The sequence below is a fragment of the Bacillus sp. FSL K6-3149 genome (genome assembly GCF_038630515.1).
Classification (GTDB): Bacteria; Bacillota; Bacilli; order Bacillales; family Bacillaceae; genus Bacillus; species Bacillus pumilus.
Map to the genome: position 1 here is coordinate 3534500 of NZ_CP152034.1, position 23716 is coordinate 3558215.

General features: G+C 40.6%; 24 protein-coding genes. 11 read left to right on the forward strand and 13 right to left on the reverse strand.

From position 1 onward, the window contains the following. Positions 1-126 precede the first annotated feature (126 nt). The 8 genes from MHB83_RS18015 to sppA form a co-directional block, all read right to left on the reverse strand. Positions 127-642, reverse strand: coding sequence for a molybdenum cofactor biosynthesis protein B (locus MHB83_RS18015; protein WP_342496527.1), 516 nt, complete (start codon positions 640-642; stop codon positions 127-129). 283 nt (positions 643-925) lie between these two features. Then, positions 926-2110: an acetate kinase gene (locus MHB83_RS18020; RefSeq protein ID WP_003216471.1), complete on the reverse strand. Its 1185-nt coding sequence runs from the start codon at positions 2108-2110 to the stop codon at positions 926-928. A 229-nt stretch (positions 2111-2339) separates the two neighbouring features. Continuing rightward, positions 2340-3314 carry a class I SAM-dependent methyltransferase gene (locus MHB83_RS18025; RefSeq protein ID WP_003216620.1) on the reverse strand — a complete coding sequence of 325 codons (975 nt, stop codon included), beginning with the start codon at positions 3312-3314 and terminating at the stop codon, positions 2340-2342. 88 nt (positions 3315-3402) lie between these two features. Further along, positions 3403-3903, reverse strand: coding sequence for a thiol peroxidase (tpx, locus tag MHB83_RS18030; RefSeq protein WP_003216787.1), 501 nt, complete (start codon positions 3901-3903; stop codon positions 3403-3405). A gap of 112 nt (positions 3904-4015) precedes the next feature. Continuing rightward, complete coding sequence (ytfJ, locus tag MHB83_RS18035; protein ID WP_003216488.1) at positions 4016-4468, reverse strand: GerW family sporulation protein; 453 nt, start codon at positions 4466-4468, stop codon at positions 4016-4018. A 14-nt stretch (positions 4469-4482) separates the two neighbouring features. Further along, positions 4483-5190 carry a DUF2953 domain-containing protein gene (locus MHB83_RS18040; protein WP_106032619.1) on the reverse strand — a complete coding sequence of 236 codons (708 nt, stop codon included), beginning with the start codon at positions 5188-5190 and terminating at the stop codon, positions 4483-4485. A gap of 99 nt (positions 5191-5289) precedes the next feature. Beyond that, complete coding sequence (locus tag MHB83_RS18045; RefSeq protein ID WP_050943577.1) at positions 5290-5811, reverse strand: RDD family protein; 522 nt, start codon at positions 5809-5811, stop codon at positions 5290-5292. Positions 5812-5825: 14 nt separating this feature from the next. Beyond that, positions 5826-6827 (reverse strand): signal peptide peptidase SppA, encoded by a 1002-nt coding sequence (sppA, locus tag MHB83_RS18050; RefSeq protein WP_050943576.1) that lies wholly within the window; start codon positions 6825-6827, stop codon positions 5826-5828. A gap of 445 nt (positions 6828-7272) precedes the next feature. On the opposite strand from sppA, the gene MHB83_RS18055 reads away from it, so the two are divergent. The 8 genes from MHB83_RS18055 to MHB83_RS18090 all read left to right on the forward strand — a co-directional run bounded on the left by MHB83_RS18055 (position 7273) and on the right by MHB83_RS18090 (position 15639). Further along, complete coding sequence (locus MHB83_RS18055) at positions 7273-8076, forward strand: NAD kinase (protein ID WP_003216672.1); 804 nt, start codon at positions 7273-7275, stop codon at positions 8074-8076. 100 nt (positions 8077-8176) lie between these two features. Continuing rightward, a complete protein-coding gene (locus tag MHB83_RS18060) occupies positions 8177-9619 on the forward strand; it encodes a DEAD/DEAH box helicase (protein WP_342496528.1) in 1443 nt (480 codons plus the stop codon). A gap of 189 nt (positions 9620-9808) precedes the next feature. After that, the gene (locus MHB83_RS18065; protein WP_310426559.1) at positions 9809-10864 is read left to right on the forward strand and encodes a fatty acid desaturase; all 1056 of its coding nucleotides are present in this window, start codon (positions 9809-9811) and stop codon (positions 10862-10864) included. A 116-nt stretch (positions 10865-10980) separates the two neighbouring features. Further along, positions 10981-12117: a sensor histidine kinase gene (locus MHB83_RS18070; RefSeq protein ID WP_003216252.1), complete on the forward strand. Its 1137-nt coding sequence runs from the start codon at positions 10981-10983 to the stop codon at positions 12115-12117. Continuing rightward, the gene (locus MHB83_RS18075) at positions 12114-12713 is read left to right on the forward strand and encodes a response regulator transcription factor (protein ID WP_058015072.1); all 600 of its coding nucleotides are present in this window, start codon (positions 12114-12116) and stop codon (positions 12711-12713) included. The genes MHB83_RS18070 and MHB83_RS18075 overlap by 4 nt, the downstream gene beginning before the upstream one ends. A 201-nt stretch (positions 12714-12914) precedes the next feature. Continuing rightward, positions 12915-13835, forward strand: coding sequence for an iron-hydroxamate ABC transporter substrate-binding protein (locus tag MHB83_RS18080; protein ID WP_003216500.1), 921 nt, complete (start codon positions 12915-12917; stop codon positions 13833-13835). Between the two features lie 110 nt (positions 13836-13945). Further along, on the forward strand, positions 13946-14635 hold the full coding sequence (locus tag MHB83_RS18085) for a response regulator transcription factor (protein WP_148660152.1): 690 nt from the start codon (positions 13946-13948) through the stop codon (positions 14633-14635). Then, positions 14635-15639, forward strand: a complete 1005-nt coding sequence (locus tag MHB83_RS18090; protein ID WP_335355725.1) for a sensor histidine kinase — start codon at positions 14635-14637, stop codon at positions 15637-15639. The genes MHB83_RS18085 and MHB83_RS18090 overlap by 1 nt, the downstream gene beginning before the upstream one ends. A 70-nt stretch (positions 15640-15709) precedes the next feature. On the opposite strand, the gene MHB83_RS18095 is transcribed toward MHB83_RS18090, so the two are convergent. Further along, positions 15710-16957 carry an FtsW/RodA/SpoVE family cell cycle protein gene (locus MHB83_RS18095; protein ID WP_335355726.1) on the reverse strand — a complete coding sequence of 416 codons (1248 nt, stop codon included), beginning with the start codon at positions 16955-16957 and terminating at the stop codon, positions 15710-15712. Beyond that, positions 16948-17292, reverse strand: coding sequence for a PadR family transcriptional regulator (locus MHB83_RS18100; protein ID WP_003216467.1), 345 nt, complete (start codon positions 17290-17292; stop codon positions 16948-16950). Before MHB83_RS18100 ends, MHB83_RS18095 begins: the two co-directional genes overlap by 10 nt. 322 nt (positions 17293-17614) lie before the next feature. On the opposite strand from MHB83_RS18100, the gene MHB83_RS18105 reads away from it, so the two are divergent. Both MHB83_RS18105 and MHB83_RS18110 read left to right on the forward strand, forming a co-directional pair. Next, on the forward strand, positions 17615-18376 hold the full coding sequence (locus MHB83_RS18105; RefSeq protein WP_003216695.1) for an ABC transporter ATP-binding protein: 762 nt from the start codon (positions 17615-17617) through the stop codon (positions 18374-18376). Further along, complete coding sequence (locus MHB83_RS18110; RefSeq protein ID WP_310024160.1) at positions 18366-20303, forward strand: ABC transporter permease; 1938 nt, start codon at positions 18366-18368, stop codon at positions 20301-20303. Before MHB83_RS18105 ends, MHB83_RS18110 begins: the two co-directional genes overlap by 11 nt. A 40-nt stretch (positions 20304-20343) precedes the next feature. On the opposite strand, the gene MHB83_RS18115 is transcribed toward MHB83_RS18110, so the two are convergent. Both MHB83_RS18115 and MHB83_RS18120 read right to left on the reverse strand, forming a co-directional pair. Further along, entirely contained in the window at positions 20344-21696 is a 1353-nt protein-coding gene (locus MHB83_RS18115) for an amidohydrolase family protein (RefSeq protein WP_310024158.1), read from the reverse strand. Positions 21697-21800: 104 nt separating this feature from the next. After that, the gene (locus MHB83_RS18120; protein ID WP_050943566.1) at positions 21801-22388 is read right to left on the reverse strand and encodes an NAD(P)H-dependent oxidoreductase; all 588 of its coding nucleotides are present in this window, start codon (positions 22386-22388) and stop codon (positions 21801-21803) included. Positions 22389-22505: 117 nt separating this feature from the next. Between MHB83_RS18120 and MHB83_RS18125 the strand changes: the two genes are divergently transcribed. Then, positions 22506-22937, forward strand: a complete 432-nt coding sequence (locus MHB83_RS18125) for a MarR family transcriptional regulator (protein ID WP_034620625.1) — start codon at positions 22506-22508, stop codon at positions 22935-22937. Positions 22938-23048: 111 nt separating this feature from the next. Here the strand turns inward: MHB83_RS18125 and MHB83_RS18130 are convergent, their stop codons facing one another. After that, the gene (locus MHB83_RS18130) at positions 23049-23663 is read right to left on the reverse strand and encodes a LysE/ArgO family amino acid transporter (RefSeq protein WP_310024154.1); all 615 of its coding nucleotides are present in this window, start codon (positions 23661-23663) and stop codon (positions 23049-23051) included. Positions 23664-23716 lie beyond the last annotated feature (53 nt).

Here is a 23716-nt window from a genome sequence, read left to right on the forward strand (position 1 = left end):
CATAAAAATAAGTTTTAATTTATAAACATGCATTTAGTATGTATACACTGTAACAAGGAAAAATTGTTTTTTCAACCCCTTTATGAAAAAAACTCCGCCAAATTTTCTTGGCAGAGTCATTTTGGACTATTTTTGATCCTTTTCAAGCTCTCGTAAGACGTGAGGAAGCTCTGGAATGATGAGTTTTGTCATGGCTAAACGAACAGCTCCAGTAGAACCTGGTGTGGCAAAGACAGCTTTTTGATTGACGACCCCAGCCGCGGCACGGGACAAGATAGCGGCTGAACCGATGTCTTCTGTATAGCTTAGCATGCGGAAAATTTCGCCAAAGCCAGGCAGCTCCTTGGAGAAAAGCGGGGTGATCGCTTCAATGGTGACATCCCTTGCGGCAATTCCTGTGCCCCCGTTTAACAAGACAGCATCTATTTTTGGTTCGCTTGTTCCCTCTAGCACAGCGTCTTGGATCGCTCCAATGTCATCTTTTACAATATCGTATGCAAGAATGAGATGTCCCTGTTCTTTAAGCAAATCAATCATTAGACGGCCGCTTTGATCTGTTTCTTTCGTTCTTGTGTCGCTGACCGTAATGATTTTCACATAAAGCCTCGCTTTCGCCTCACGTTTATGTTCTGTCACGCTCATTTTTCGCACCGCTCCCTTTTGCTTCGTATTGGACAACATTATAGCATGCTGCTTTTAACAGAAAAAAGCTCTTTTCCTTATTGGAAAAGAGCTTAGATTGTAGACAAAGGGCTAAAATGATGTTGATTTTAGCCCTTTGTCTTCTTTTCAGCGTGATAGAAAACCTTTGCAGTCTAGGAAGGACGAGCACTGGCGCGGAGCGAATTTGTCATTCGTGAGCACCAGCGCGCAGGACTGACAACGAATGCGAGGGTTTGTCTACACGCTGAGCTCTTCATTTTGATTACGCTAAACGCATAACGTCTCTTGCAATCATAACTTCTTCGTTCGTTGGAATCACGATCACTTTTACAGGAGAGTGCGGGTAGCTGATGAATGCTTCTTCGCCTCTCATGTTGTTAAGAGAAGGATCCCAGTAAACACCCATGAATTCTAGGCCACGAAGGACACGTGCTCTAACTTCTGAACTGTTTTCACCGATTCCAGCTGTGAAGATGATCGCATCTACGCCATTCATTCTCGCTGCATAAGAACCGATGTATTTATGAATACGGCTTGCAAAAATATCAAGAGCTACTTCTGCACGGTCGTTTCCTTCTTCTGTTGCTTCTTCGATATCACGAAGATCACTTGATAGACCAGACACACCTAAAAGACCACTCTTCTTATTCAAAGTAGAAAGTACTTCTTCAGCTGTATGTCCTGTTTTCTCCATAATAAATGGAATAAGAGCAGGGTCAATGTTACCTGAACGTGTACCCATTGCAACACCCGCAAGCGGCGTGAAGCCCATTGAAGTATCAATTGATCTTCCGCCTTCAACTGCTGCGATACTCGCACCATTTCCAAGGTGACAAGAAATCAGACGAAGCTCTTCAAGAGGACGGCCTAATAGCTCTGATGCACGCTCTGTTACGAACTTATGGCTTGTCCCGTGGAATCCGTATTTACGAATACCAAAGTTTTTGTAGTAGTCGTACGGAAGGCTGTATAGGTAAGACTGCTCTGGCATTGTTTGGTGGAAAGCTGTATCGAACACAGCAATCGCTGGTACGTCAGGCAGAATTTGTTTGAATGCTTTGATTCCTACAACGTTTGCAGGGTTGTGCAGTGGTGCTAGCTCTGAAAGCTGATCAATGTCATTGATGACTTCATCAGTTAAAAGAACAGAGTCGCTGAATTTCTCTCCACCGTGAACAACACGGTGTCCTACGCCATCAATTTCATTAAAGTCTTTGATGATGTTAAATTCAATTAGTTTTTCAAGTAGCATTTTAACCGCTACTGCATGATCTGGAATATCTGTGACTTCTGTTTTCTTTTCTCCATCTACAGAAATCGTGAAGATACTGTTGTCCATTCCGATTCTTTCAACAAGACCTTTTGTTAAAACGGTTTCTTCTGGCATGTCGAACAATTGGAATTTAAGAGATGAGCTTCCTGCGTTGATTGCAATAATTTTAGACATTCTTGTCGCTCCTTTTACTCAGTTGTTATATAAGGTTTCACGTTTTTTCCGGTGCTATATTCAACCTGTATGACGGGTCTTTTATAGTTTAACGATAAGTCCGAAAAATATCTGACTTTTTCATTTAAACATTGAAAACTTTGCATTTCAAGTGCACCTTCGAACTGTTATCGCTTACATCGATAAGTCGATATTTTCTGAATAATAAAAAAGCCAGACATCACTCTGGCTATTCTTTCGTTTCTTTTTCTTCTATAAACCATTGGTCTAATTTTCTCATTACACCCAACATTGATTCTTTTTGTGAGAAAGACGGTAGATTGGCAAACAGCATCCGTTTTGGTGCTTCGAGCCCTTCCTTTTTCTTTTGCATCACAAACAAGCTTTTGGCGTGCTTTTTGTCCTTGAACATGGAGACCGGCAGCTGAATTAATGCATTCATATATGCATGATCTTTGATAAAGTCCTTTAATTGCACGCTTTCTTTTCCTTCAAACAAATCGTTTGGAATGATGAAGAACAAGAAGCCGCCTTCTTTTGTATAACGAAGGCTTTGTTCAATAAATAAATAATGCGCAAAGGCATGTCCTTCTTTTGCCTTTAATTCATAGTCTGCTGCACGCTCATCATTTGGATAATAACCAACTGGCAGACTGCATACAGTGACATCTACTGGAGAGATCAAAAGCGGCTCAAGACTGTCTTGATGGAAAAGCTCGACTTCCTTCTCTTCCAAGTTCGCCTGTGCCCATGCAATTTTAATGAGGACATCATCAATTTCAGACGCAAAGCCGCGCTTTGTTTCTGCAGTCAGATTATTTAAGACAGCAAGCAGTAAGTTCCCTGTTCCTGCTGCTGGATCAAAGACAACTAGCTCTTTTTGTCCTTCTAAAAATTTATTCACCAAGTAGCTGACAAACAGCCCGATCGTATCTGGTGTCATCTGACGATTTGGATGGGAAATATCCTTTTGTCCTTTCAATACGGCGAGCTGAAACGCTTTACGAATCTGCTCATGATCATAAGAGGCAAAATCTGCTTTCTCTATTAAATCCTTTAGTAAACCGTCTCGATCATTTGCTTGGAAAAAGGCTTCTCCTGCTTCAGCTAATGCCTCAATATAGGAAATGCTTTGGTCCTTTTTTAATCGAATAGAAGCTGTATCGAGCAGCTCGAAAATCGTACTTACTTGATCTTTCTGCAATGCTTTTCTCTCCTCGCTTTGTTAAAAGCTATATGTTCTCATTGAAAAGAGCCCCAGTATGAAGCCGGAGCTCTTGTCGATGCTGCTTTTATAACAGTGATTTTGCAGCTTCAATGGCTTTTTCATAATTTGGGTGATTCGTTGCTTCGCTTACGTATTCAGTGTAAACCACTTTCCCATTAGGGTCTAATACGAAAACTGCACGCGCCAATAAACGCAATTCTTTCATATACACACCGAATGCTTCACCAAATGACATATCTCTGTGATCAGATAATGTTTCGACATTTTCAATTCCGTTTGCTCCGCACCAGCGTGCTTGTGCAAATGGAAGGTCTGCACTAATTGTATAGATATTGACCGGACCTAAACCGGCTGCCTCTTCATTGAAACGTCTTGTTTGTGCGTCACACACACCTGTATCAATAGAAGGAATCACTGAGATGATCGTCACTTTTCCTGTTAAATCAGAAAGTGAAACTTCCCCTAGTGAGTTCGTTAATACCGTGAAATCCGGAGCCTGCTCGCCTACTTTTACTTCATTTCCTACAAGCGTGACAGAACTCCCTTTAAATGTGATCGATGCCAAAACAATTCCTCCCTTATCAAATGTATGGTTCTATCATAGTAGAGAAAGCAAAAAACTGCAAAGCCTAATCTTCGCTTTTGAAAAAAAAGTTAACTGCAGCGCAGCTAACTTTTTAAAGGTCTATGTCATCTAGTTTTCGTTCTTTATGACGGTTCTCCCGTTCATCCTTCTTAAACATGTGCTGAAGACGTTCAATTGCTTGAGGAGCAGAATCCAATATTTTATCAAGCAGATGTGTATGTTCATCCAAATGAAGCATTCGAACGCCGTTTGTTCCGACAATTAAGAAGGCGATTGGTGTAATAGACACACCTCCGCCGCTTCCTCCGCCAAATGGGAGTCTCGGTTCTTTTCGTTCTTGATCATCAGAACGTTTTTCTTTCTTTTGGTTCCCGTTAAATTCACTGCCGCCGGCTGCAAATCCAAAACCAACCTTCGACACAGTGAGGATGACACTGCCGTCAGGGGTTTCGACTGGATCGCCGATGATCGTATTCACATCTATCATTTCTTTTAAGTTTTCCATCGCTGTCTTCATAAGACCTTGGATTGGATGATCTGCCATTTTCGGGTTCCTCCTTAAACAGATGATTCATTCTTCGTTGCTTGAAGAGAGGCACTTTTTCTCGCCTTTCTTCCTTTTAACCAATGAACAAGTAAACGAATGGCTGCAAGCATAGCATGTCCAATACGAAAATAAGCTATACATGTAAACTGGGTCTGTGACACATTGTGCTGAAAGGCAGGAATGACTTCATATACCGGTTTATGCTTAAAGGTGAGATGCTCCTGCATAAAGGCAAGTAGTGCTCCTTTCACTGACCATACACCGCCGGCTGCTACACCTGTCAAAGCGGCGTCATGAAAGCCGATCCATGTTGACCAGTGAAACGATACAATTCTCATGCGAATGAAGAATTTACGCATGATCCGGTTTAAATCGACGATCTCTTTTGTGATGCGCTCCATTTGATGAAGGATTTGCTTCATATCACGTTTTCCCACTTTTTTATGTATGGATTCTTTTTCGTGACTAGGGGTTTTGGCGCTCGCCATTTTCTTTTCACGTATATCAATCGTTTGATCCTCTGGATTGACCCTCACCATCGGAATGTCTTTTTTGAGTCTGATGATTCCATATAAGGTGATGATCTTCAGTGCAAGATGATCATCGTCATTTGCATGTGAATAATCCAGTGAAATGGTCACTTTCATGAAGATTAATAAGATTCCAAGGAACAAAAAAGCTGCGATCCAAACGTAAAGCACTGTGCTCACTTCCTTCATAACAAATGATGCTTCCTCTACGATTATGGCTCTCATTCTGGATTTTATACCCAATCATAAAAAAAAGAGTTTGACCGGTACCCGGCCAAACTCCTCTGATTATACGTTTGCTTCTGTTTTTTCATATAGGTGTTCATGGACGACCACCGTATCAGCAAAGTAATCATGAACCCCTTGCTTTTTCGGTGTGAATCCAACAACAGCATAGAGAACAAAGAGCGTATTGATATAGCGTCCTACAATCTCTCTAAAGAAAATGACATCCCATGCCAGCTTCTTCTCAGGCTGAAGTGAGACCACTTTGATTCCAAACACCATTTTCCCAAGTGTTTGCTGAAAGAATTTCGTCATGATGGCGAAATAAAGCAGGAATACAATCGTCGTTGTGACGGAGAATGGAGAAAACCATCCTCCTCCTTTGGACCAGCCGAACAGACTAAAGATTGGAGAAACCGTCAAATGGTTGACACCCCAGACGACGAGCCAATCAAGAATAAACGCCCAAAACCTAATCCAAAAGCCTGCAAACGCCTGTGCTTCAATCACTGCACGTTTCGCAAGAGCCGGATTCGATTCTTCTTGGCTACGGCTTTCGGTTACTTCATCGAATGTAGAATCCATCTATGATCCCTCCTTTATTTTGAATAGAGATACATCGGTTTAGACCCATTTGAGCCAGCCAGTGTTTCTTTTAGATTGAGAAAATCAATTTCACTTTTAAAGAGTTTGCTTGCGCTCATATTGAAGAGAGAGTTCCAGCCAAAGCTTTGAGAATAGCTGATCACTGTCGCTCCTTTTAACCCTTTTTCATTTTTCTTCATTGCTTTGATTGCATCTTCATAATATCCAAGCTCATCGACTAATCCGTTCGATTTCGCCTGTGTTCCGTCATAGACCCGGCCGTCAGCAATTTTCTTGACGTTCTGTTTTGACATGCCGCGTCCTTCAGAGATCACTTTGACAAATCCTTCATACGAATTATCCACCATGCTTTGCATGATGTCGCGCTCATCTTTTGTCATGTCACGATTTGGTGACATGATGTCTTTGAATTTTCCGCTCTTAATTGTTTCGTATTTAATACCTAAATTGTCTGCCAGCTTTGAATAGTTCAAGCTTTGCATGATCACACCTAACGATCCTGTTAATGTTTCAGGTGAAGCAAAGATTTTTTTGGCTGGAGTTGATACGTAGTAGCCGCCAGAAGCTGCCATAGAGCCCATGGAGACGTAAATCGGCTTCTTCGCTTTTTTCACTTCTTCTAATTTTTTATGTATTTCTGCACTTTCATAGACACCGCCGCCAGGAGAGTTAACGCGTAGCAGTACACCTTTTACTGAAGCATCATCTTTCGCTTTTTCTAGTTCCTTGAGGAATGCACGATGATCATAGCCTTCTCCGCCTAATAGACTTGATGCGCCGCCATTATCTTGAATGGTTCCATTAATCTCAAGAACCGCTATTTTTCCAGCACCGCTTCCATCCTCTAGTACCTTCTCTTCTATTTCATCCCCAAATTGATAGCTCATTTTATTGTCATTGAAGCTTTCATACAAAGCCGTCGTGACACTAATCACAATTGAAAATCCGAAAACTCCAAGTGCAATGATTAACGCTACCCATCTTTTCGCATTCATCTTTTTCTCCTCCTTTTTGTCTCTCTTCATTGATACGAATATTCACATGAAATGTTTCACAGGAATTGTGGTTTTTTTACATTTCATTTCATCATATGATAGCACCTCTCTTCTTTCACGATCAACTTTACATCGTCTGCCAAGAGATACGTGTGACGAAAAATTGGCTTTTTTATCCTCTCTCTGCACCTATTAGGCTAGGTCTTCACCACAACAAAACACCTAATACACTCTTTCATAAGAAAACAGCTATTCAATTATGCTCAAATTTTGCCCTTTTCAAATCCCTTACATTGACTCATTTCTAAAAATGAATGCCACCATCATGAAGGTTTTTCTAATGTTTTTACTTTCATATGAAAAAAGTGTAAAATGTGAGCAAGGCTTCATATGTAAGCCCTTTATTACTCTAAATCTACTTTTGACAACGAAGGGGAGAACGTCAATGACAGACAATCGTCGCAATGTATTTTTCTTTTACAAAAAAGATCATGAATTGGATGGACACATTTCTTCTCTGGAGAAGCTCGCTACCGATCAAGGCTTTCAAGTCGTCAAGCGTGCAGAGGATGCCCATATTATTGCTTCAATTGGCGGAGATGGCACATTTCTTCAAGCAGTCCGCAAAACGAACTTCCGGGATGACTGCTTATATGTAGGGGTATCAAAAACAGAGAATTCGCATCTATACTGCGATTTTTCATTAGAACATTTTGATAAAATGATTGATGCCATGAACACTGAACAGATTGAAGTGAGAAAATATCCGATCATTGATGTAAGCGTTGACAGTACCAATCAATTTCATTGCTTAAATGAACTGTCGATCCGCTCAAGTATTATTAAAACATTTGTGATCGATGTGTATATAGATGATTTCCACTTTGAAACATTTAGAGGAGACGGAATGATTATTTCTACTCCGACTGGCTCAACAGCCTACAATAAATCGGTAAACGGTGCCGTGGTTGATCCGATGCTCCCTTGTATGCAAGTCACAGAGCTTGCATCGCTAAACAACAACTCGTACCGTACACTGGGCGCTCCTTTCATCTTAAGCAGTGACCGCAAGCTAACGCTGAAGGTTGTGCAGGACGGAAACGACCATCCGATTATCGGGCTTGATAACGAAGCGCTTGGCACAAAACACGTCAAACAAATCGACATCGGCCTTTCAGGAAAAGTCATTAAAACGGTAAAATTAAAAGACAACTCCTACTGGGAAAAAGTAAAACGCAGATTCCTTTAATCAAAAAGCTCCTTTATGGGGCTTTTTTTCATGTTTTTTCATTCACGGTCATGATTATGGTATGATGTCACAAGTATGAATGTACGAAAAGGAGAACACGATGACATTACAACAATTTGATCAATATCCATTAAGCGATGATTTAAAACAAGCGCTAAAAGCACTTCACTTCCATACACCTACACCTGTTCAGCACGAGACATTATCCGTTGCTTTTACAAGGCAGGATCTGATCGTCAAATCTCAGACTGGCAGCGGGAAGACCGCAGCCTATGGTCTGCCGATTTGTGAAATGGTCGATTGGGCTGAAAATAAACCTCAAGCCCTCATCCTCGTTCCAACGCGAGAACTCGCCATGCAGGTAAAACAGGACCTTACAAGCCTTGGACGATTGAAACGAATTAAAGCCGCAGCCATTTATGGAAAAGCCCCTTTTCAAGCCCAAAAAGTAGAGCTTGCACAAAAAAACCACATTGTGTGCGGAACACCAGGACGAGTCTTGGATCACCTTGAGAAAGGTACTCTTTCCTTAGAAAACCTTAAATTTTTCGTGTTAGATGAAGCGGATGAAATGCTGAACATGGGATTTATTGAGCAAGTTTCTTCTATTATTGAGTATCTGCCGCCAAAGCGCATGTCAATGCTCTTTTCAGCGACCATGTCTGATGAGATGAAGAAATTAAGTGAACAGTTTTTACAATCACCAAAAGTAATTGAAATTGCACGCGCGGAAACGTCTGTACCACAAATCACCCACACCGTGATTGAAACGGAAGAAGAAGCGAAATTCTCTCTTCTTCAGCGTACGATCGTCATTGAAAATCCAGATAGCTGCATTATTTTCTGTAATACACAGGATCGAGTCAATGAACTCACGATGAAGCTGGATGATTGGGATGTGCCTTGTGACAAAATTCATGGAGGCATGAGACAGGAAGACCGTTTCGCTGTTATGGATGAATTCAAAAACGGGGAATTCCGTTATTTGATCGCAACCGATATAGCAGCCCGGGGCATTGATGTCAGTGACATGACACATGTGATTCATTATGACCTCCCCTATGAAAAAGAGCGCTATATTCACCGAACAGGAAGAACAGGCAGAGCGGGAAAAAGCGGAAAAACCATTGCGTTTATGACGAAAAATGCAAAACCTCTAATTGATGAATTAAAGCAGGAAGCAGGTATTGATTTCAAAACGCAGCCTTATCCAACAAAGGAAGATGCAGAGCCGCATGTAGAAGGCTTTGAAGAAAAGATTGAAACGCCAGTTCAAAAGGAAAATAAACAGGCGGGCGTTGAGAAAGATATTATGAAGCTTTATTTTAACGGTGGGAAGAAAAAAAAGCTGCGGGCCGTTGATTTCGTTGGGACCATTGCCAAAATAGAAGGCGTTGCCTTTGATGACATTGGGATTATTACCATTCAAGATACGAAAACATATGTCGATATTTTAAACGGCAAAGGCCCTCTTGTGCTAAATGCTATGCGCCACACAACCATTAAAGGCAAACAGTTAAAAGTTCATGAAGCACGTTCATAAAAAGTAAAGGCGAATCGCCTTTACTTTTTTATTTAAAATAAAATAAGCTTACAAACCCTGATACCATCAGCCTTTCCTGCAATCAACATGACAAATGTCATATCGAATACATGATGGGTGCTACTATGAGCATGACACCTTTCCTTCTATACTTTGAAGTAGAAAGAAACGGAAAGGACTTGAACGTTCATGACGACTTCAACAAACACACAGCAGCAAGCCACTTTAAGAAAACAAGTTGGCCAATTCTCTGGTGCTGATTCAAAAAAAAGTATCATGCAACTCCTTAATACATTTATTCCATTTTTGGGGCTTTGGTTTCTTGCCTATTATAGCCTGAACATCTCCTACCTTTTAACCCTCTTCTTTGCGGTTATTGCAGCTGGTTTTTTAGTACGTGTCTTTATTATTTTTCACGACTGCTGCCACCAATCCTTTTTTAAACAGAAGCCGCTGAATCACCTGTTTGGTTTCATAACGGGTGTACTCACCCTTTTCCCTTATCTTCAATGGCAAAGAGATCATTCAATTCACCATGCCACAAGCAGTAATTTAGACAAACGAGGTACTGGTGACATTTGGCTCCTGACAGTCAAAGAATATCAAGAAGCATCTGCATGGACGAAATTCCGCTACAGATTTTATCGTAATCCTTTTGTGATGTTTATTTTAGGACCGATCTTTGTTTTTCTCTTAAAAAACCGTTTCAACGTCAAAAATGCTCGTAAAAAAGAGCGCTGGAACACGTATTTCACAAATGTGAGCATCATTGCGCTAGCAGCTGCAACGTGTCTACTTTTTGGCTGGCAGGAGTTCCTGCTTGTCCAAGGTCCAATCTTCCTGATCTCAGGATCAATCGGTGTATGGCTGTTTTATGTGCAGCATACATTTGAGGATTCTTACTTTGAAGAAGATGAACATTGGAATTATGTGCAGGCGGCAGTAGAAGGCAGTTCTTTTTACAAATTGCCAAAGCTTCTTCAGTGGTTAACAGGCAATATCGGCTATCACCATGTTCATCATTTAAGTCCGAGGGTACCGAATTATCACTTGGAACATGCACATGATCATAGTGAGCCGCTTCAAAATGTTCCAACCATCACTTTAAAAACAAGTATCGAATCAATGAAATTTAGACTTTGGGATGAAGAAACGAAAGCATTCGTTACCTTTAAAGAAGCACGGCAATCTAAGAAGATGCCCGCACCTGTCATTAAAGGAGACATTCTAAAGAAAAATGCATAATTGGTGCAAGCTCTTTCTTACACTAGAAGGAGCTTGTTGTCATTTACAGGATGCAACCATAAGTTGAATTTGATAAAGTAAGGAAAAAGAACGAAAACGGAAAAGGTGGCACACGGATGAAAAAACAGTTAAAAATTCAAAAATTACATGGGATTTCTCCCTATATATGGGCCATTTTTTTCATCCTTCCCTTTTATTTTATCATTAAGGCTCCTTCGACTTTAGGCATTGTAATCGGCATTATTTTGAACGTTGTCTTTTTCGCTGTCTATCGTTTTGCCTTTATCGCAAAAGGCTGGTCTTTATATGTATTAGGCCTTCTCTTGATTGCGATTTCTACTGGCTATGTCATGCTCTACAGCTACATTTATTTCGCTTTTTGCATCGCCTATTTCAATGGGCATATTAAAAGAAAAGTACCTTTCTATATCTTATACTATATTCATGTCGGGAGCGCCGCCATTGCTGTAAACTTCAGTCTGATCTTAAAAAAGGGCTGGTTTCTCACGCAAATCCCCTTGGTTCTCATTACACTCATTAGTGCCATTCTCCTCCCTCTCAGCATTCGAAGCAGGAAGGAACGTGAACGGCTCGAAGAGAAATTAGAAGATGCCAATGAACGGATCGCTGACCTTGTAAAAATTGAAGAAAGGCAGCGCATTGCACGTGATCTGCATGATACCCTTGGACAAAAGCTTTCCCTCATCGGTTTAAAGAGTGATCTTGCCCGAAAACTGGTTTATAAAGACCCAGAGCAGGCACGCGCCGAACTGAAAAGCATCCAGCAAACAGCCAGAACGTCTCTCAATGAAGTGCGGAAAATTGTTTCCTCCATGAAAGGTATTCGGATCAAGGATGAAATGTCGAACATCGAGCAAATTCTCGAAGCAGCGGGGATTGAATTGATTTATGATGAAAAGGAAGCGCCAAAACACATCTCTCTTCTTAACGAAAACATTGTAAGCATGTGCATCAAAGAGGCCGTGACAAATGTCGTCAAACATAGTGATGCGACCGTTTGCAAAGTCACCATTCATCAAAAATCAAAGGAAGCTATCATCACCGTTGAGGATGACGGGACATTTAAAGGCGATGATCCACTCTCTCCAATGAAGGGGCATGGCCTTTTAGGAATTAGAGAAAGATTGGAATTTGCAAATGGGCGCCTGCGTATTGAGACAAAGGACGGAACAAAGCTGATCATGAGCATTCCAAATGATTCAGCAGCAAAAGACAAGGAGGGGATGAAATGATCAACATCTTTATCGCAGAAGATCAGCAAATGCTGCTCGGTGCGCTCGGTTCACTTCTTGATTTAGAAGACGATATGACGGTTGTTGGGAAAGGTACGAACGGTCAGGACGCCATCGATTTTGCCAAAAAACACCCTGTTGATATTTGCTTAATGGATATTGAAATGCCAGGAAAAACGGGACTTGATGCAGCGGAAGAGCTCAAAGGAACAGATGTAAAAATCATCATTTTAACGACCTTTGCCCGCTCTGGTTATTTCCAAAGGGCGCTCAAAGCTGGCGTCAGCGGCTATATGCTGAAAGATAGTCCAAGTGAAGATCTGGCAAGTGCCATTCGCAGTGTGATGAAAGGGAAAAAGGTGTACGCCCCTGAATTAATGGAAGACTTATATAGTGACGAAAACCCTTTAACAGATCGAGAGAAATCAGTCCTTGAACTCGTCGCCGACGGCAAAAACACAAAAGAAATTGCGAAGGAGCTCAGCATTAAAAGCGGCACTGTCCGAAACTACATTTCCATTATTTTAGATAAGCTAGAAGTGAAAAACCGCATTGAAGCCATTACACGCTCAAAAGAAAAAGGCTGGTTTAAATAAGAAAAAAGATCAGGACACATGCTGCCTTGATCTTTTTTTCTACCAAAAATCTCCCCTCCTATTTTTTATCACAAACTATCAAAATGTAATTGACAACAGACCGCACTTCTATGATATGATATCCAAGTGATAATAATTATCATTATCACTCATACAATCAAATACCCGGCTAATGTGCCGATTTCAAAGGAGTCTACATTCATGAAGAAAATATTGTTCCCTCTGATGCTCATCTTTGTACTTGCATTGAGCGCATGTGGCAATAGCAGCAGCTCTTCCTCAAATAAAGGAAATCAATCAACATCATCAGACAAAATTACATATGAATCTGAAAATGGCCCTGTGAAGCTGCCAGCGCACCCAAAACGTGTCGTTGTACTTGGTTCTTACACTGGTAATGTCATGTCACTTGGTGTGAACCTGGTCGGCGTCGACTCTTGGTCAAAAAAGAACCCACGCTTCCAAAAGGAATTAAAAAATGTGGAAGAAGTGTCGGATGCCAATGTCGAAAAAATCATGAAGCTAAAGCCTGATGTCATCATTGGCTTAAGCAATACAAAAAATGTAGAAAAACTAAAAAAAATTGCACCAACCGTCTTGTTTACGTATAACAAAGTCGATTACCTACAGCAGCATATTGAAATTGGAAAAGTATTAAACAAAGAAAAAGAAGCCAAAGCATGGGTAAAAGATTTTAAAGAACGCGCAGCTGAAGCTGGAAAAGAAATTAAAGCAAAAATCGGCGAGGATGCGACGGTTTCTGTGTTTGAAAGTGGCACAAAAGATCTTTACGTGTTTGGAGATGCATGGGGCCGCGGCACAGAAATTCTTTACCAAGCAATGAAACTAAAAATGCCTGAAAAAGTGAAAGAAAAAGCATTAAAGGCTGGCTACTATGCGGTTTCACAAGAAGTTATTCCTGAATTTGCTGGAGACTATATGATCATTAGTAAAAACAGCGAAATGGACAATTCCTATCAAAACAGTGAAATTTACAAGTCCATCCCAGCTGTGAAAAAACATCGTGTGTATGTGGCAAATGCAGAAGAATTCTATTTTAATGATCCGCTCACACTTGAGTATCAACTATCATTCTTTAAAAAGCACTTTTTAGGTAAATAAACTGAAGCAAGGGAGCCCTTCCCTTGCTTTTTTCTTATCTGCTTCTAGCGGCAGCATCTTTTTTCCGCTACAATGACATACAAGCGAATACAAAAAGTGTGGTGCTGGTTTTGTTTAAAATTTTACTCATTGAGGATGATACAACCCTCTTCCAAGAAATCAAAGAACGTTTAGTCAACTGGTCCTATGATGTTTATGGGATTCACGATTTTCAACAGGTGATGCAGGAATTCACTTCTGTTCAGCCTGATCTCGTCATTATCGATATACAGCTCCCAAAATACGATGGCTTTCATTGGTGCCGGATGATTCGGCATCATTCAAATGTACCAATCATCTTCCTCTCCTCACGTGACCATCCTGCTGATATGGTCATGTCAATGCAGCTCGGTGCCGATGATTTTGTACAAAAGCCCTTTCACTTTGACGTGCTTATTGCCAAAGTCAGTGCCGTTCTTCGCCGCGTGCATGATTATAATGCAGAACCGGCTAGCTTAAAGGTATGGTGCGGCGCTACGATTGATCTAGAAAAAAACACCGTCACAAATGATCACGGTGAAGTTGAATTAACGAAAAATGAACTGTTTATTCTCAAGGAATTGATCCAGCATAAAAATCATATTGTCAGCCGGGAATCACTCATTCAAGCACTGTGGGAGGATGAACGGTTTGTCAGTGACAATACACTTACTGTGAACGTCAATCGCCTTAGAAAAAAACTAGATGAGATCTCCCTTGGCACCTACATTGAAACAAAAGTGGGCCAAGGCTATCTTGCAAAGGAAAAGGATGATCAATGATGCTGCACGCATTTTTAAAAGAACGAAGAAGCTGGATTCTGTTCTTTCTTAGTTTGCAGCTCCTCATTCTGTTTGTTGCTTATTTGGATACGACCATTCCAATGGCATCTCTTTTTTATATTGTGTTATTATCTACGTTTTTCATGATCGGCTTTCTCTTTTTCCGATACCGTAAAGAAACGGCGTATTATGAGCGGCTGAAAGAATGGGATGACCATATTGATCATCCAATGCGGCTCACGCCATCTTCCCCATTTGAACAGCTTGTACATGATGCGACGTCTGAGCAAATTGCCCGCTACCGAAAAATGGCAGCAGAACAGCAAATTGCCCTTGAAGAAGAGAAGGATGAATTACTCTCATGGATACATGAAGTGAAGACACCTCTCACAGCGATGCACTTGATGATTGACCGCTTAACAGAGCAGCCGCTGAAATCAAATATGACGTACGAATGGCTCAGAATTCATTTATTACTCGATGCCCAGCTGCATCAAAGCAGAATACGTCATATCGAAAATGATTTATTTATTGAACAGCTGGACCTGCAAAGCATCATAGCGAAGGAAATCAAAGCGCTCCAATCATGGTGCATGCAAAAAGGGATCGGCTTTGAACTCACGCTAGAAGAACGTCACGTATTAAGTGATACAAAATGGTTATCCTTTATGATCAGACAGGTACTCACAAATGCAGTCAAGTACAGCCAATCGTCCGATATTGCCATTGAAAGCAAGAAAATGGATGACCAAGTGATGCTGACGATTACAGATCAAGGCAGAGGAATTGACCCAAGAGACCTTCCACGTATTTTTGAAAAAGGCTTTACCTCAACTAGACATCACAATGACACAGCCTCAACAGGAATGGGACTCTATTTAACAAAAAAAGGAGCAGACGCTCTTCATATCAAGATCGAGGTCAACTCCACGATAGATCAAGGCACAACCTTCACCTTCATCTTTCCGAAAAAGAATGATTTTGTGCATATTGCGAGCATGTGACAAAACAGACGAATCAAAATCTCTTCGCATCTGGCTCCCAAGCTAGTGCGAAGAGATTTCATTCTTTTATTTAAGAAATGCTCTCTGCCTCTTGACGCACAATATCTTCCACCTTTCTACGTCTATAAATACTTAAAATCATCCCAACAGCCATCAATTCAAGCAGAATATGAGAACCGCCATAGCTCATGAAAGGCATGGACAATCCAGAAAAAGGCAGAAAGCCGAAATTAGTAACAATGCTTAAAATCAATTTTGCTGCAAACACAGCTGCAAAACCTGTCATCAGCATTTTTCCATAAGCCATTTTTACGCGTTTTGTTGTATGAAAGATTCGGTAAATAAAAATGACAAACAACATAAGTACAACGACTCCTGCTAGCCAGCCAAATGAAAAAATGATATATGTAAACATCCAATCAGTGTGAACCTCGGACATTGCAGAAGGAATGATTTGAAGTCCGTTTGAACTAAATTGATGGACTGTGTAAAGTTGTCTACCTGCTTGAAAAAGAGAAAACATTTCAAACATTAGATATATACCGCCTGCTGCTGCCAGCGGAATGATTTGCCTTAAACTAGCACTAGACACACACATCATCGTTAAACACATGACAAAACAGATAACGGTCGCAGGAAGAAAACCAATCGCACTGATTAGAATAACTGGTAAAGCCATAATCCCTACTCCAAGCCAAGCTTTGAGACCATTCTCCCAATTCCAAGAGTGAAAAATACCTGCTAAAGAAACAGCCACAAGAAATGGTACGACCTCCGTCAAATTGATTGAGATATCGCTTAATCTTAAAAACAGAACACCGTTTACTCTTATGCCAAAAATCATCGTCAGAAGCACCATTCCAAGCGTCCCTATATATAAATGCCAGGAGTATTTCAATAAGCGCCGATAATCGAAGGAAAATAAAACAAACATAAGCACTAGTCCAACTAAATAAAAGGCGAGACTTTTATAAAAAATATTCATGTCTTGTAGAGTTGTAAACCCCGAATGAAACTGCAAAAAGTACATGATAAGCAGTCCAAAAGAACAAGCGGCTAATACAAGAAGAAACATTTTAAGATCCATTTCGGTTTTATGTGTTTCATGAAGCTGCGCTCCAAGAATGGCCGCATCCCCAATTTGCTCTAGCGCTTGATCCACCGCCTCTTCTTCAGACATCCCAGCATTCATCGCTTCCTCTTTTAGCGTGTATAGATGATCCATAAGTTCAAGCTTGATTTCCGAATGGACATCTTTATTTTTGACTCGTTTACATACATTCTTCATATATTTTTCAAACTTTTTTTCTAATCCCATGCGATTTTCACTCCGTTCAACACGCCATCGACTGCATTTTTGAAAACATCCCATTCTTCTTTCTTTTCTTGCATAAATGCTTTTCCTTGTTCATTTATTTTGTAATATTTTCTTTTCCGATTGCCATTCCCTTCGCCCCAGTAAGAGATAATGAATTCTTTCCCCTCCAAGTTGTGCAAAATCGGATAGATTGTTCCTTCTTTAAAGCTGAAAATACCTTCAGACTTCTCCTCCAATGCTTTGATCATTTCATATCCATACATTGGCTTTTCATTTAACAAGCTTAAAATCAGGGTAGCTGTACTTCCCTTTAAAAGCTCTTTACTTACTTTCATTTCTGGTCACTCCTAATACATAGATTTACTATGCATATATTTAATATGCATATCATACATGATTAAAATGACCGTGTAAAGCTCCTAAACGTCTTCATACCAAGAAAAATCCAAGAAGATTGATACATAAGAATGAAAAACAGATAAAATGAATGTGTGATGATCAGAAACAAACTTAAACAAAACATATGAACCGTTTAAAAAAACAAGCATGTGACAACAATGTCACATGCTCGTCTGTTTTGTTCGCCAAATCGAAGGAAGTCCGGCGGGCTTCTTTTTATACTAGAGATATCAATTAAATAGAAAAGGGGATCGACAAATGAACATTTTAGAAGCTCGCAAAATATATAAAAGCTACGGAAATAAATTCAACAAACAAGAGGTGCTGAGTGGCATTGATTTGACCATTGAAGCCGGAGAATTTGTCAGTATTATGGGGCCATCAGGCTCGGGGAAAACAACCCTTCTGAACGTATTGTCCTCTATTGATCATGTGTCCAGCGGATCAATTCGTATCGCAGATGTTGAGATGACACAAATGAAAGATCAGCAGCTCGCAGAATTCAGAAAAAAGCAACTTGGCTTTGTTTTTCAGGATTATAACTTACTTGATACACTCACGGTCAAAGAGAACATCCTCTTGCCATTATCCATCTCCAAAACGCCGAAGAAAGAAGCTTTCGAACGTTTTCAACAACTTGCGGAGGACATGGGCATCTATGAACTAAGAGACAAATATCCGAATGAACTCTCTGGTGGACAAAAGCAGCGGACATCAGCGGTTCGTGCCTTCATTCATGAGCCAAGTCTGATTTTCGCAGATGAACCTACTGGAGCGCTTGATTCCAAATCTGCATCTGATTTACTCAATAAACTGCAAGATTTCAATCGAAAACGAAAAGCGACCATTGTCATGGTGACACATGATCCTGTTGCAGCCAGCTATTCAAGACGCGTCATTTTTATCAAGGACGGACAGATTTATACTCAGTTGAATAAAGGTGCTTTAGAGAGAAAGATGTTTTTCGAGGATATTATGAAAACGCAAGGTGTTTTAGGCGGTGTGAAGCATGAACATTAATCAGCTCATTCTCCGTAACCTGAAGAAAAATTTGAAGAATTACTATTTATATGTGTTTGCTCTCGTGTTTAGTGTGGCGCTCTACTTTTCCTTTGTCACCTTGCAGTACTCACCAGCACTTGATGATGTAAAAGGGTCCATTAAAGGCGGTGCGTCGATTAAAGCCGCTTCGGTCCTGCTTATTGCCATCGTTGGGATCTTCCTGTTATATGCGAACAGCATTTTTATTAAACGCCGAGGGAAAGAAATAGGTCTCCTGCAGCTCATTGGCATGACGAAACAAAAAATTGCCAAACTGCTCAATGCAGAAAATTTTATCCTCTACGTGTTCTCAATGGCTGTTGGCATCATAGCTGGATTTGTCGGTTCAAAGCTCATGCTGATGGTGTTATTTAAAGTAACCGGCGTGAACGCCATCGCCAACCTGCATTTTTCAGGCATGGCCCTTTTGCAGACACTTATCGTCTTTTTCATCATCTATGGATTAATTATGCTAAGAAATAGACGGTTTATTAGTAAACAGACAATTTTATCTTTGTTTCGAACCACGTCTTCTACAGAGCAGCGTGTGAAAAAGATCTCTGTGTTTGAAATCATCATTGGGGTTTTCGGTATTGCCTTGATCAGCTCAGGCTATTATATTTCTTCTCAGCTTTTTAGCGGCTCATATACGTCTATACTTGAATTATTTTTAGCCATGATTTATATTCTAGCCTCTGTCATTATCGGTACCTTTCTTTTTTATAAAGGCTCTGTTTCTTTCATTGCCAATATCGTACGTAAAAGAAAAAATGGCTATCTCGCCATTCATGAAGTCCTGTCTTTGTCATCTATTATGTTCCGATTAAAATCAAATGCACTGCTTTTAACGATTATTACAACCGTATCTGCTCTTGCCATCGGGTTGTTATCTTTAAGCTACATTTCCTATTACTCAGCAGAAAAAACGGCTGAACAACAGATTCCATCACATTTTGTCATGGGCTCAGAGAAAGAAGCCAATACCTTCGCTCGTGCACTTTCTGACAAACATATTGCATATGAAAAAAAGCAGTTCAAGGTCATTCAAGCGGATTTTGACGCAAAGAAGATCATGGATTCGGAATTAGATAGTTTGAAGAAGGATCCAGGAGTCTTGACACTGTCTGTGATCAGTGAGAAAAATGCACCTCATATTCATGTGGAGAACAACGAAGTCATTTTAAGCGGCTACAGTGATATATTGAAGAAATTCATGCCGATTCAAAGCTCAGGTGATGTGAAACTTCTTATCAAGAAACCGCTTGATTTAAAAGTCATTGATATGAAGAAAGATTACATCATCTCTTACAAGTTCACTTTTGGCGGTCTGCCTGTTGCCGTCGTAAGTCAAAGTGTTTTTGAGCAGCTTGACCAGCAGAAAGATCCTAAACTGCAGCTTGAGAATAACCAATATAACGCAATCAATATAAAAGATGATCAAAATCTTGAACAAGCCAATGATGTGTTTACATCTTTAAAACTAAGTGACAACAGCATGTCTCAATTAGCTTCAGCTCAGCAGCAAAAGCAAACAATGGGACTGATGATGTTTGTGGTTGGATTTTTAGGTTTAAGCTTCCTTGTCACATCAGGCTGTATTTTATACTTCAAACAGATGAATGAAAGTGAAGAAGAACAAAGCTCGTACACGATCTTACGTAAGCTTGGCTTTACAGAGAAAGATCTATTAAAAGGCATACGACTCAAACAGCTATTTAACTTTGGGATTCCGCTCATCATCGGATTGCTGCACAGCTACTTTGCCGTACAGTCAGGCTGGTTTTTATTCGGCGGTGAACTGTGGACACCAATGCTCATCGTCATGTCGATTTATACGGTGTTATATTCTATCTTCGGATTCCTATCTGTCCAGTATTACAAAAAGGTCATTAAAGAATCCTTGTAATTTATTCCCCATAGGCCACTGCCTATGGGGATATATTTGTTTATGATGGAGTTGATTCAAACTTATGCGATAGAATATGATCTCTTGCCGCATAAGCTTTCCGTTTGACCTCTTCTAGGTTCACACCGACAAGCTTTCCGTTTCGTTTCACTGCTTTTCCAGCCACATAGACAGAATCAACATTTGAAGGGTGTGCCGTTTGGACAACCGCTCCAGCCGGATCTGTCATCGGCAGAAGATTCATGCTTGTTCGGTCGATCAGGATGAAATCAGCTTCTTTTCCAGGTGTGAGCGAGCCAATTTTATGATCAAGCTGTAATGCACGAGCTCCATTGATCGTCGCAGCTTCAAGCATTTGATGAGCAGAAATCCCAAGTTCAGGTCCTGGCATAATGCCCTCCATCAGCAATGATTGATTTTGGAGCGCGCGCTCTGCCTGAAGTCCAAATTTCATTTGAGCAAACAAATCACCGCCTGTCGCTGTGACCACGTCTACACCGAGCGTTGGAAGAACACCTTGTTCGATCGCAAGTCCTGTGACAGGATAACCGTGACCCATCATCATCTCAATTTCAGGTGTAATGGATATGGAGCTTCCGCTGTCTGCCAGCATCTTCATTTGATCCGCATCGATTGCATTGATATGCACCATGTTGAGATCAGGTCCAAGTAATCCCGCTTTGTGAAGCCGCTCAATTGAACGATCCTCCGCTCCCCAGTTCCCAAAGCCAATATGCATACTGCATAGAGCATCTAGAGACCGGGCTGTTTCAATTTCAAATACTGAAGTTTCCCATGAAGAAAACTCTGGTCCACGAATCGCAAGCCCCATCGTCAAAAGCTGATCTGATGATTGAAAATGCGCTTTTTTCACGCGTGCTGCGTCCTCCATATTGGTGAGCGTGCTCTCCCTATCCCAATACTCGGCATCTCCAGAGGAACCGAAAGCAAAAACAGCTCGAATGCCCGCATCTTTCAAACCTCCGATGAGTTCTTCTGTATGATCCATTGAATTGATCATCGTCCAGTCTAGAAATGTGGTCACTCCTGCATCTAATGCCTCTAATGCCCCTAAATAATTTGCGATTCGATCATCGGATAGGCGTCTCATCGCACCATAGTTTCCATAATAGATTTTGCTCAAATATGTCTGCAACGACCAATCTGTGCCTATGCCTCTGATGACAGACTGCCACACATGGCGATGTGTATCCACAAGCCCTGGCATGATCACCATATCGGACGCATCGACGATGTCAGCATCATTTGCTTCAATGAAAGGTCCGACCTCTAAAATGTGTGTCCCTTCAATTAATAAATCTCCTTTTTCTAAAAAACCTAAAGTTGGATCAAGTGTTAAAAGCGCTGCATCTTTAAACAATGTTTTCTTCATCCCTATCCCCCTTTTCAAATGACGAGGAAGAGTTCTCCCACCCTCACTGTTATTTTAAAACATAAAAGGATTGAATTAGAAGAAAAGTGACTTCGCTAACTATTTTATGAGCTGATTTTTCTGAAATAGTTGTAGATACGTTTTAATTTGACGTCATGTTTTCCTTTTGGGCTTTCCATCATGCCGAACTCAAAGAACTTCACAGGTTTGATTCCGACATAGTGTAAAAGGGCTCGTTTCATTAAGATCTTGTGTGCATTTTGCAAAAAGAACAAAGGGTAGTTGGTTGGCCCTTGCATCGTCGATACACAAACAGCACTTTTTCCTTTTAACAATCCTTCTGGAAACAGCCCGCCTGTTTGACGATAAGCAAAATTCGCAGCAAACATGCGGTCAATAAAGCCAAGCAGCATGGCTGGAGGTCTTCCCCACCAAATAGGATATACGAACACGATTTTGTCCGCCCATTTGATCTTCTCCTGATACATCCGAATGTCAGGGTCTTTATGCATGTCACGCCTTTTTTTCTCTTTATTAAAAATCAGCACAGGATCAAATTCTTCTTTGTATAAATCGATGATTTTCACTTCATGAACTAGTGGATTTTCTTCACTGCCTTTCATGATTTCTTTTAAAAAAGCACCATTTAAACTATTGTGATGGGGGTGAGTATAAATAATGAGTACATTCATGTATGATCTCCTTTTATTATCATTTGATAACCAAATGATATACCTCCGTTAAATAGTTGTCAAATGATAATTGTTTTTTGATAATAATTTTGGTATGTTACGTAGGAGGTGATAAACATGAAACATCCCCATTTCTTCAAGGAATTCGTAGCATTTGCTTCTACTTTTTCAGAACTAAAACATGACCTGATGAACAAAGTCAAACCAGCTAACTTAACGACCTTACAATACTTAATACTAGAGCAACTAGCTGTCAGCGAACCGCTTACGCCTAGTGAAATTGCCGACTGTCAGCACATGTCTCTTCCGAATGTCAGCAGAGAACTTAAAAAACTGCACGAGAAACAATTCATTGATAGAGAAGAAGACCGTGATGACAAACGAAAACATGTCATTATGCTGTCTGACAAAGGCCGTGCCTGTATGAACGAAGCCTTTCAGCATATCGAAGGGATGCTATTAGACAGCCTAACTTCCTCGGATATAGAACAAATGGATGATATCGTACAAGCTTTCCGTCTTTTAAATCAAACGATTTTCAAAAAATAACCTAAAAAGGCATGAGCGATACGCTCATGCAAAGGTGGCTAAACGTCAAAATACAAAAAAGCGCGGGCTCTCATCTACCCAAACGCTTCTCGCTTTTTTCTCTATGTACTTTTATACAATCAATTGATAGGCAATGTATAACGCGACAAGCCAGATCATGACCGCTGAAGCTTTATTGATACGGTTCATCCACTTACCGTTTGTATCTAACTTCCCTAGCATTTTCCCTAAAAGAGCGAGCCCAATAAACCATAACCAGGACACGATGATACAAGCGAGTGTAAATGCCCATTTTTCTGCCCCGTTATATTGAAGCGAATTTGTTCCAATCACACCAATGGTATCGAGAATGGCGTGGGGATTTAAAAGTGAAACTGAACAGGCAAAGACAATTTGTTTTCTCGCAGGCATGAATTCCTGCTTCTCTTTAGCATCTGTTGATGAGCTTGTGTTCCACACGGACCATCCCATATAAACTAAAAAACAAAACCCAATGATATAAAGACCGATTTGCAGTACAGGAATGGTGAACACCACAACAGAAACACCAATGACAGCTAATGCAATTAATAGTGTATCACAAAGAGCAGCAGTGATAACGACAGGTAAAGCCTGATATAATCGCGGCTGAAGCGCTCCTTGCTGAAACACAAATACATTTTGTGCGCCCAATGGTAAGATGAGGCCAAAAGCAAGCACGATTCCATGAATGATGGCAATGAACATCTTCTAACATTCTCCTTTTCCAGCAATTTCTTCACATTTTAACATAAAACATC

What these genes read in the sequence shown, in the direction of transcription:
- MHB83_RS18110 (WP_310024160.1), top strand. Translation starts at nt 18,366, where the DNA reads ATGAACATTAATCAGCTCATTCTCCGTAACCTGAAGAAAAATTTGAAG.
- MHB83_RS18060 (WP_342496528.1), top strand. Translation starts at nt 8,177, where the DNA reads ATGACATTACAACAATTTGATCAATATCCATTAAGCGATGATTTAAAA.
- MHB83_RS18080 (WP_003216500.1), top strand. Translation starts at nt 12,915, where the DNA reads ATGAAGAAAATATTGTTCCCTCTGATGCTCATCTTTGTACTTGCATTG.
- MHB83_RS18040 (WP_106032619.1), bottom strand. Translation starts at nt 5,190, where the DNA reads ATGAAGGAAGTGAGCACAGTGCTTTACGTTTGGATCGCAGCTTTTTTG.
- MHB83_RS18015 (WP_342496527.1), bottom strand. Translation starts at nt 642, where the DNA reads ATGAGCGTGACAGAACATAAACGTGAGGCGAAAGCGAGGCTTTATGTG.
- MHB83_RS18100 (WP_003216467.1), bottom strand. Translation starts at nt 17,292, where the DNA reads ATGAAAGTAAGTAAAGAGCTTTTAAAGGGAAGTACAGCTACCCTGATT.
- MHB83_RS18095 (WP_335355726.1), bottom strand. Translation starts at nt 16,957, where the DNA reads ATGGGATTAGAAAAAAAGTTTGAAAAATATATGAAGAATGTATGTAAA.
- MHB83_RS18055 (WP_003216672.1), top strand. Translation starts at nt 7,273, where the DNA reads ATGACAGACAATCGTCGCAATGTATTTTTCTTTTACAAAAAAGATCAT.
- MHB83_RS18065 (WP_310426559.1), top strand. Translation starts at nt 9,809, where the DNA reads ATGACGACTTCAACAAACACACAGCAGCAAGCCACTTTAAGAAAACAA.
- MHB83_RS18125 (WP_034620625.1), top strand. Translation starts at nt 22,506, where the DNA reads ATGAAACATCCCCATTTCTTCAAGGAATTCGTAGCATTTGCTTCTACT.
- MHB83_RS18075 (WP_058015072.1), top strand. Translation starts at nt 12,114, where the DNA reads ATGATCAACATCTTTATCGCAGAAGATCAGCAAATGCTGCTCGGTGCG.
- MHB83_RS18070 (WP_003216252.1), top strand. Translation starts at nt 10,981, where the DNA reads ATGAAAAAACAGTTAAAAATTCAAAAATTACATGGGATTTCTCCCTAT.
- ytfJ (WP_003216488.1), bottom strand. Translation starts at nt 4,468, where the DNA reads ATGGCAGATCATCCAATCCAAGGTCTTATGAAGACAGCGATGGAAAAC.
- sppA (WP_050943576.1), bottom strand. Translation starts at nt 6,827, where the DNA reads ATGAATGCGAAAAGATGGGTAGCGTTAATCATTGCACTTGGAGTTTTC.
- MHB83_RS18090 (WP_335355725.1), top strand. Translation starts at nt 14,635, where the DNA reads ATGCTGCACGCATTTTTAAAAGAACGAAGAAGCTGGATTCTGTTCTTT.
- MHB83_RS18115 (WP_310024158.1), bottom strand. Translation starts at nt 21,696, where the DNA reads ATGAAGAAAACATTGTTTAAAGATGCAGCGCTTTTAACACTTGATCCA.
- MHB83_RS18045 (WP_050943577.1), bottom strand. Translation starts at nt 5,811, where the DNA reads ATGGATTCTACATTCGATGAAGTAACCGAAAGCCGTAGCCAAGAAGAA.
- MHB83_RS18105 (WP_003216695.1), top strand. Translation starts at nt 17,615, where the DNA reads ATGAACATTTTAGAAGCTCGCAAAATATATAAAAGCTACGGAAATAAA.
- MHB83_RS18120 (WP_050943566.1), bottom strand. Translation starts at nt 22,388, where the DNA reads ATGAATGTACTCATTATTTATACTCACCCCCATCACAATAGTTTAAAT.
- MHB83_RS18130 (WP_310024154.1), bottom strand. Translation starts at nt 23,663, where the DNA reads ATGTTCATTGCCATCATTCATGGAATCGTGCTTGCTTTTGGCCTCATC.
- MHB83_RS18020 (WP_003216471.1), bottom strand. Translation starts at nt 2,110, where the DNA reads ATGTCTAAAATTATTGCAATCAACGCAGGAAGCTCATCTCTTAAATTC.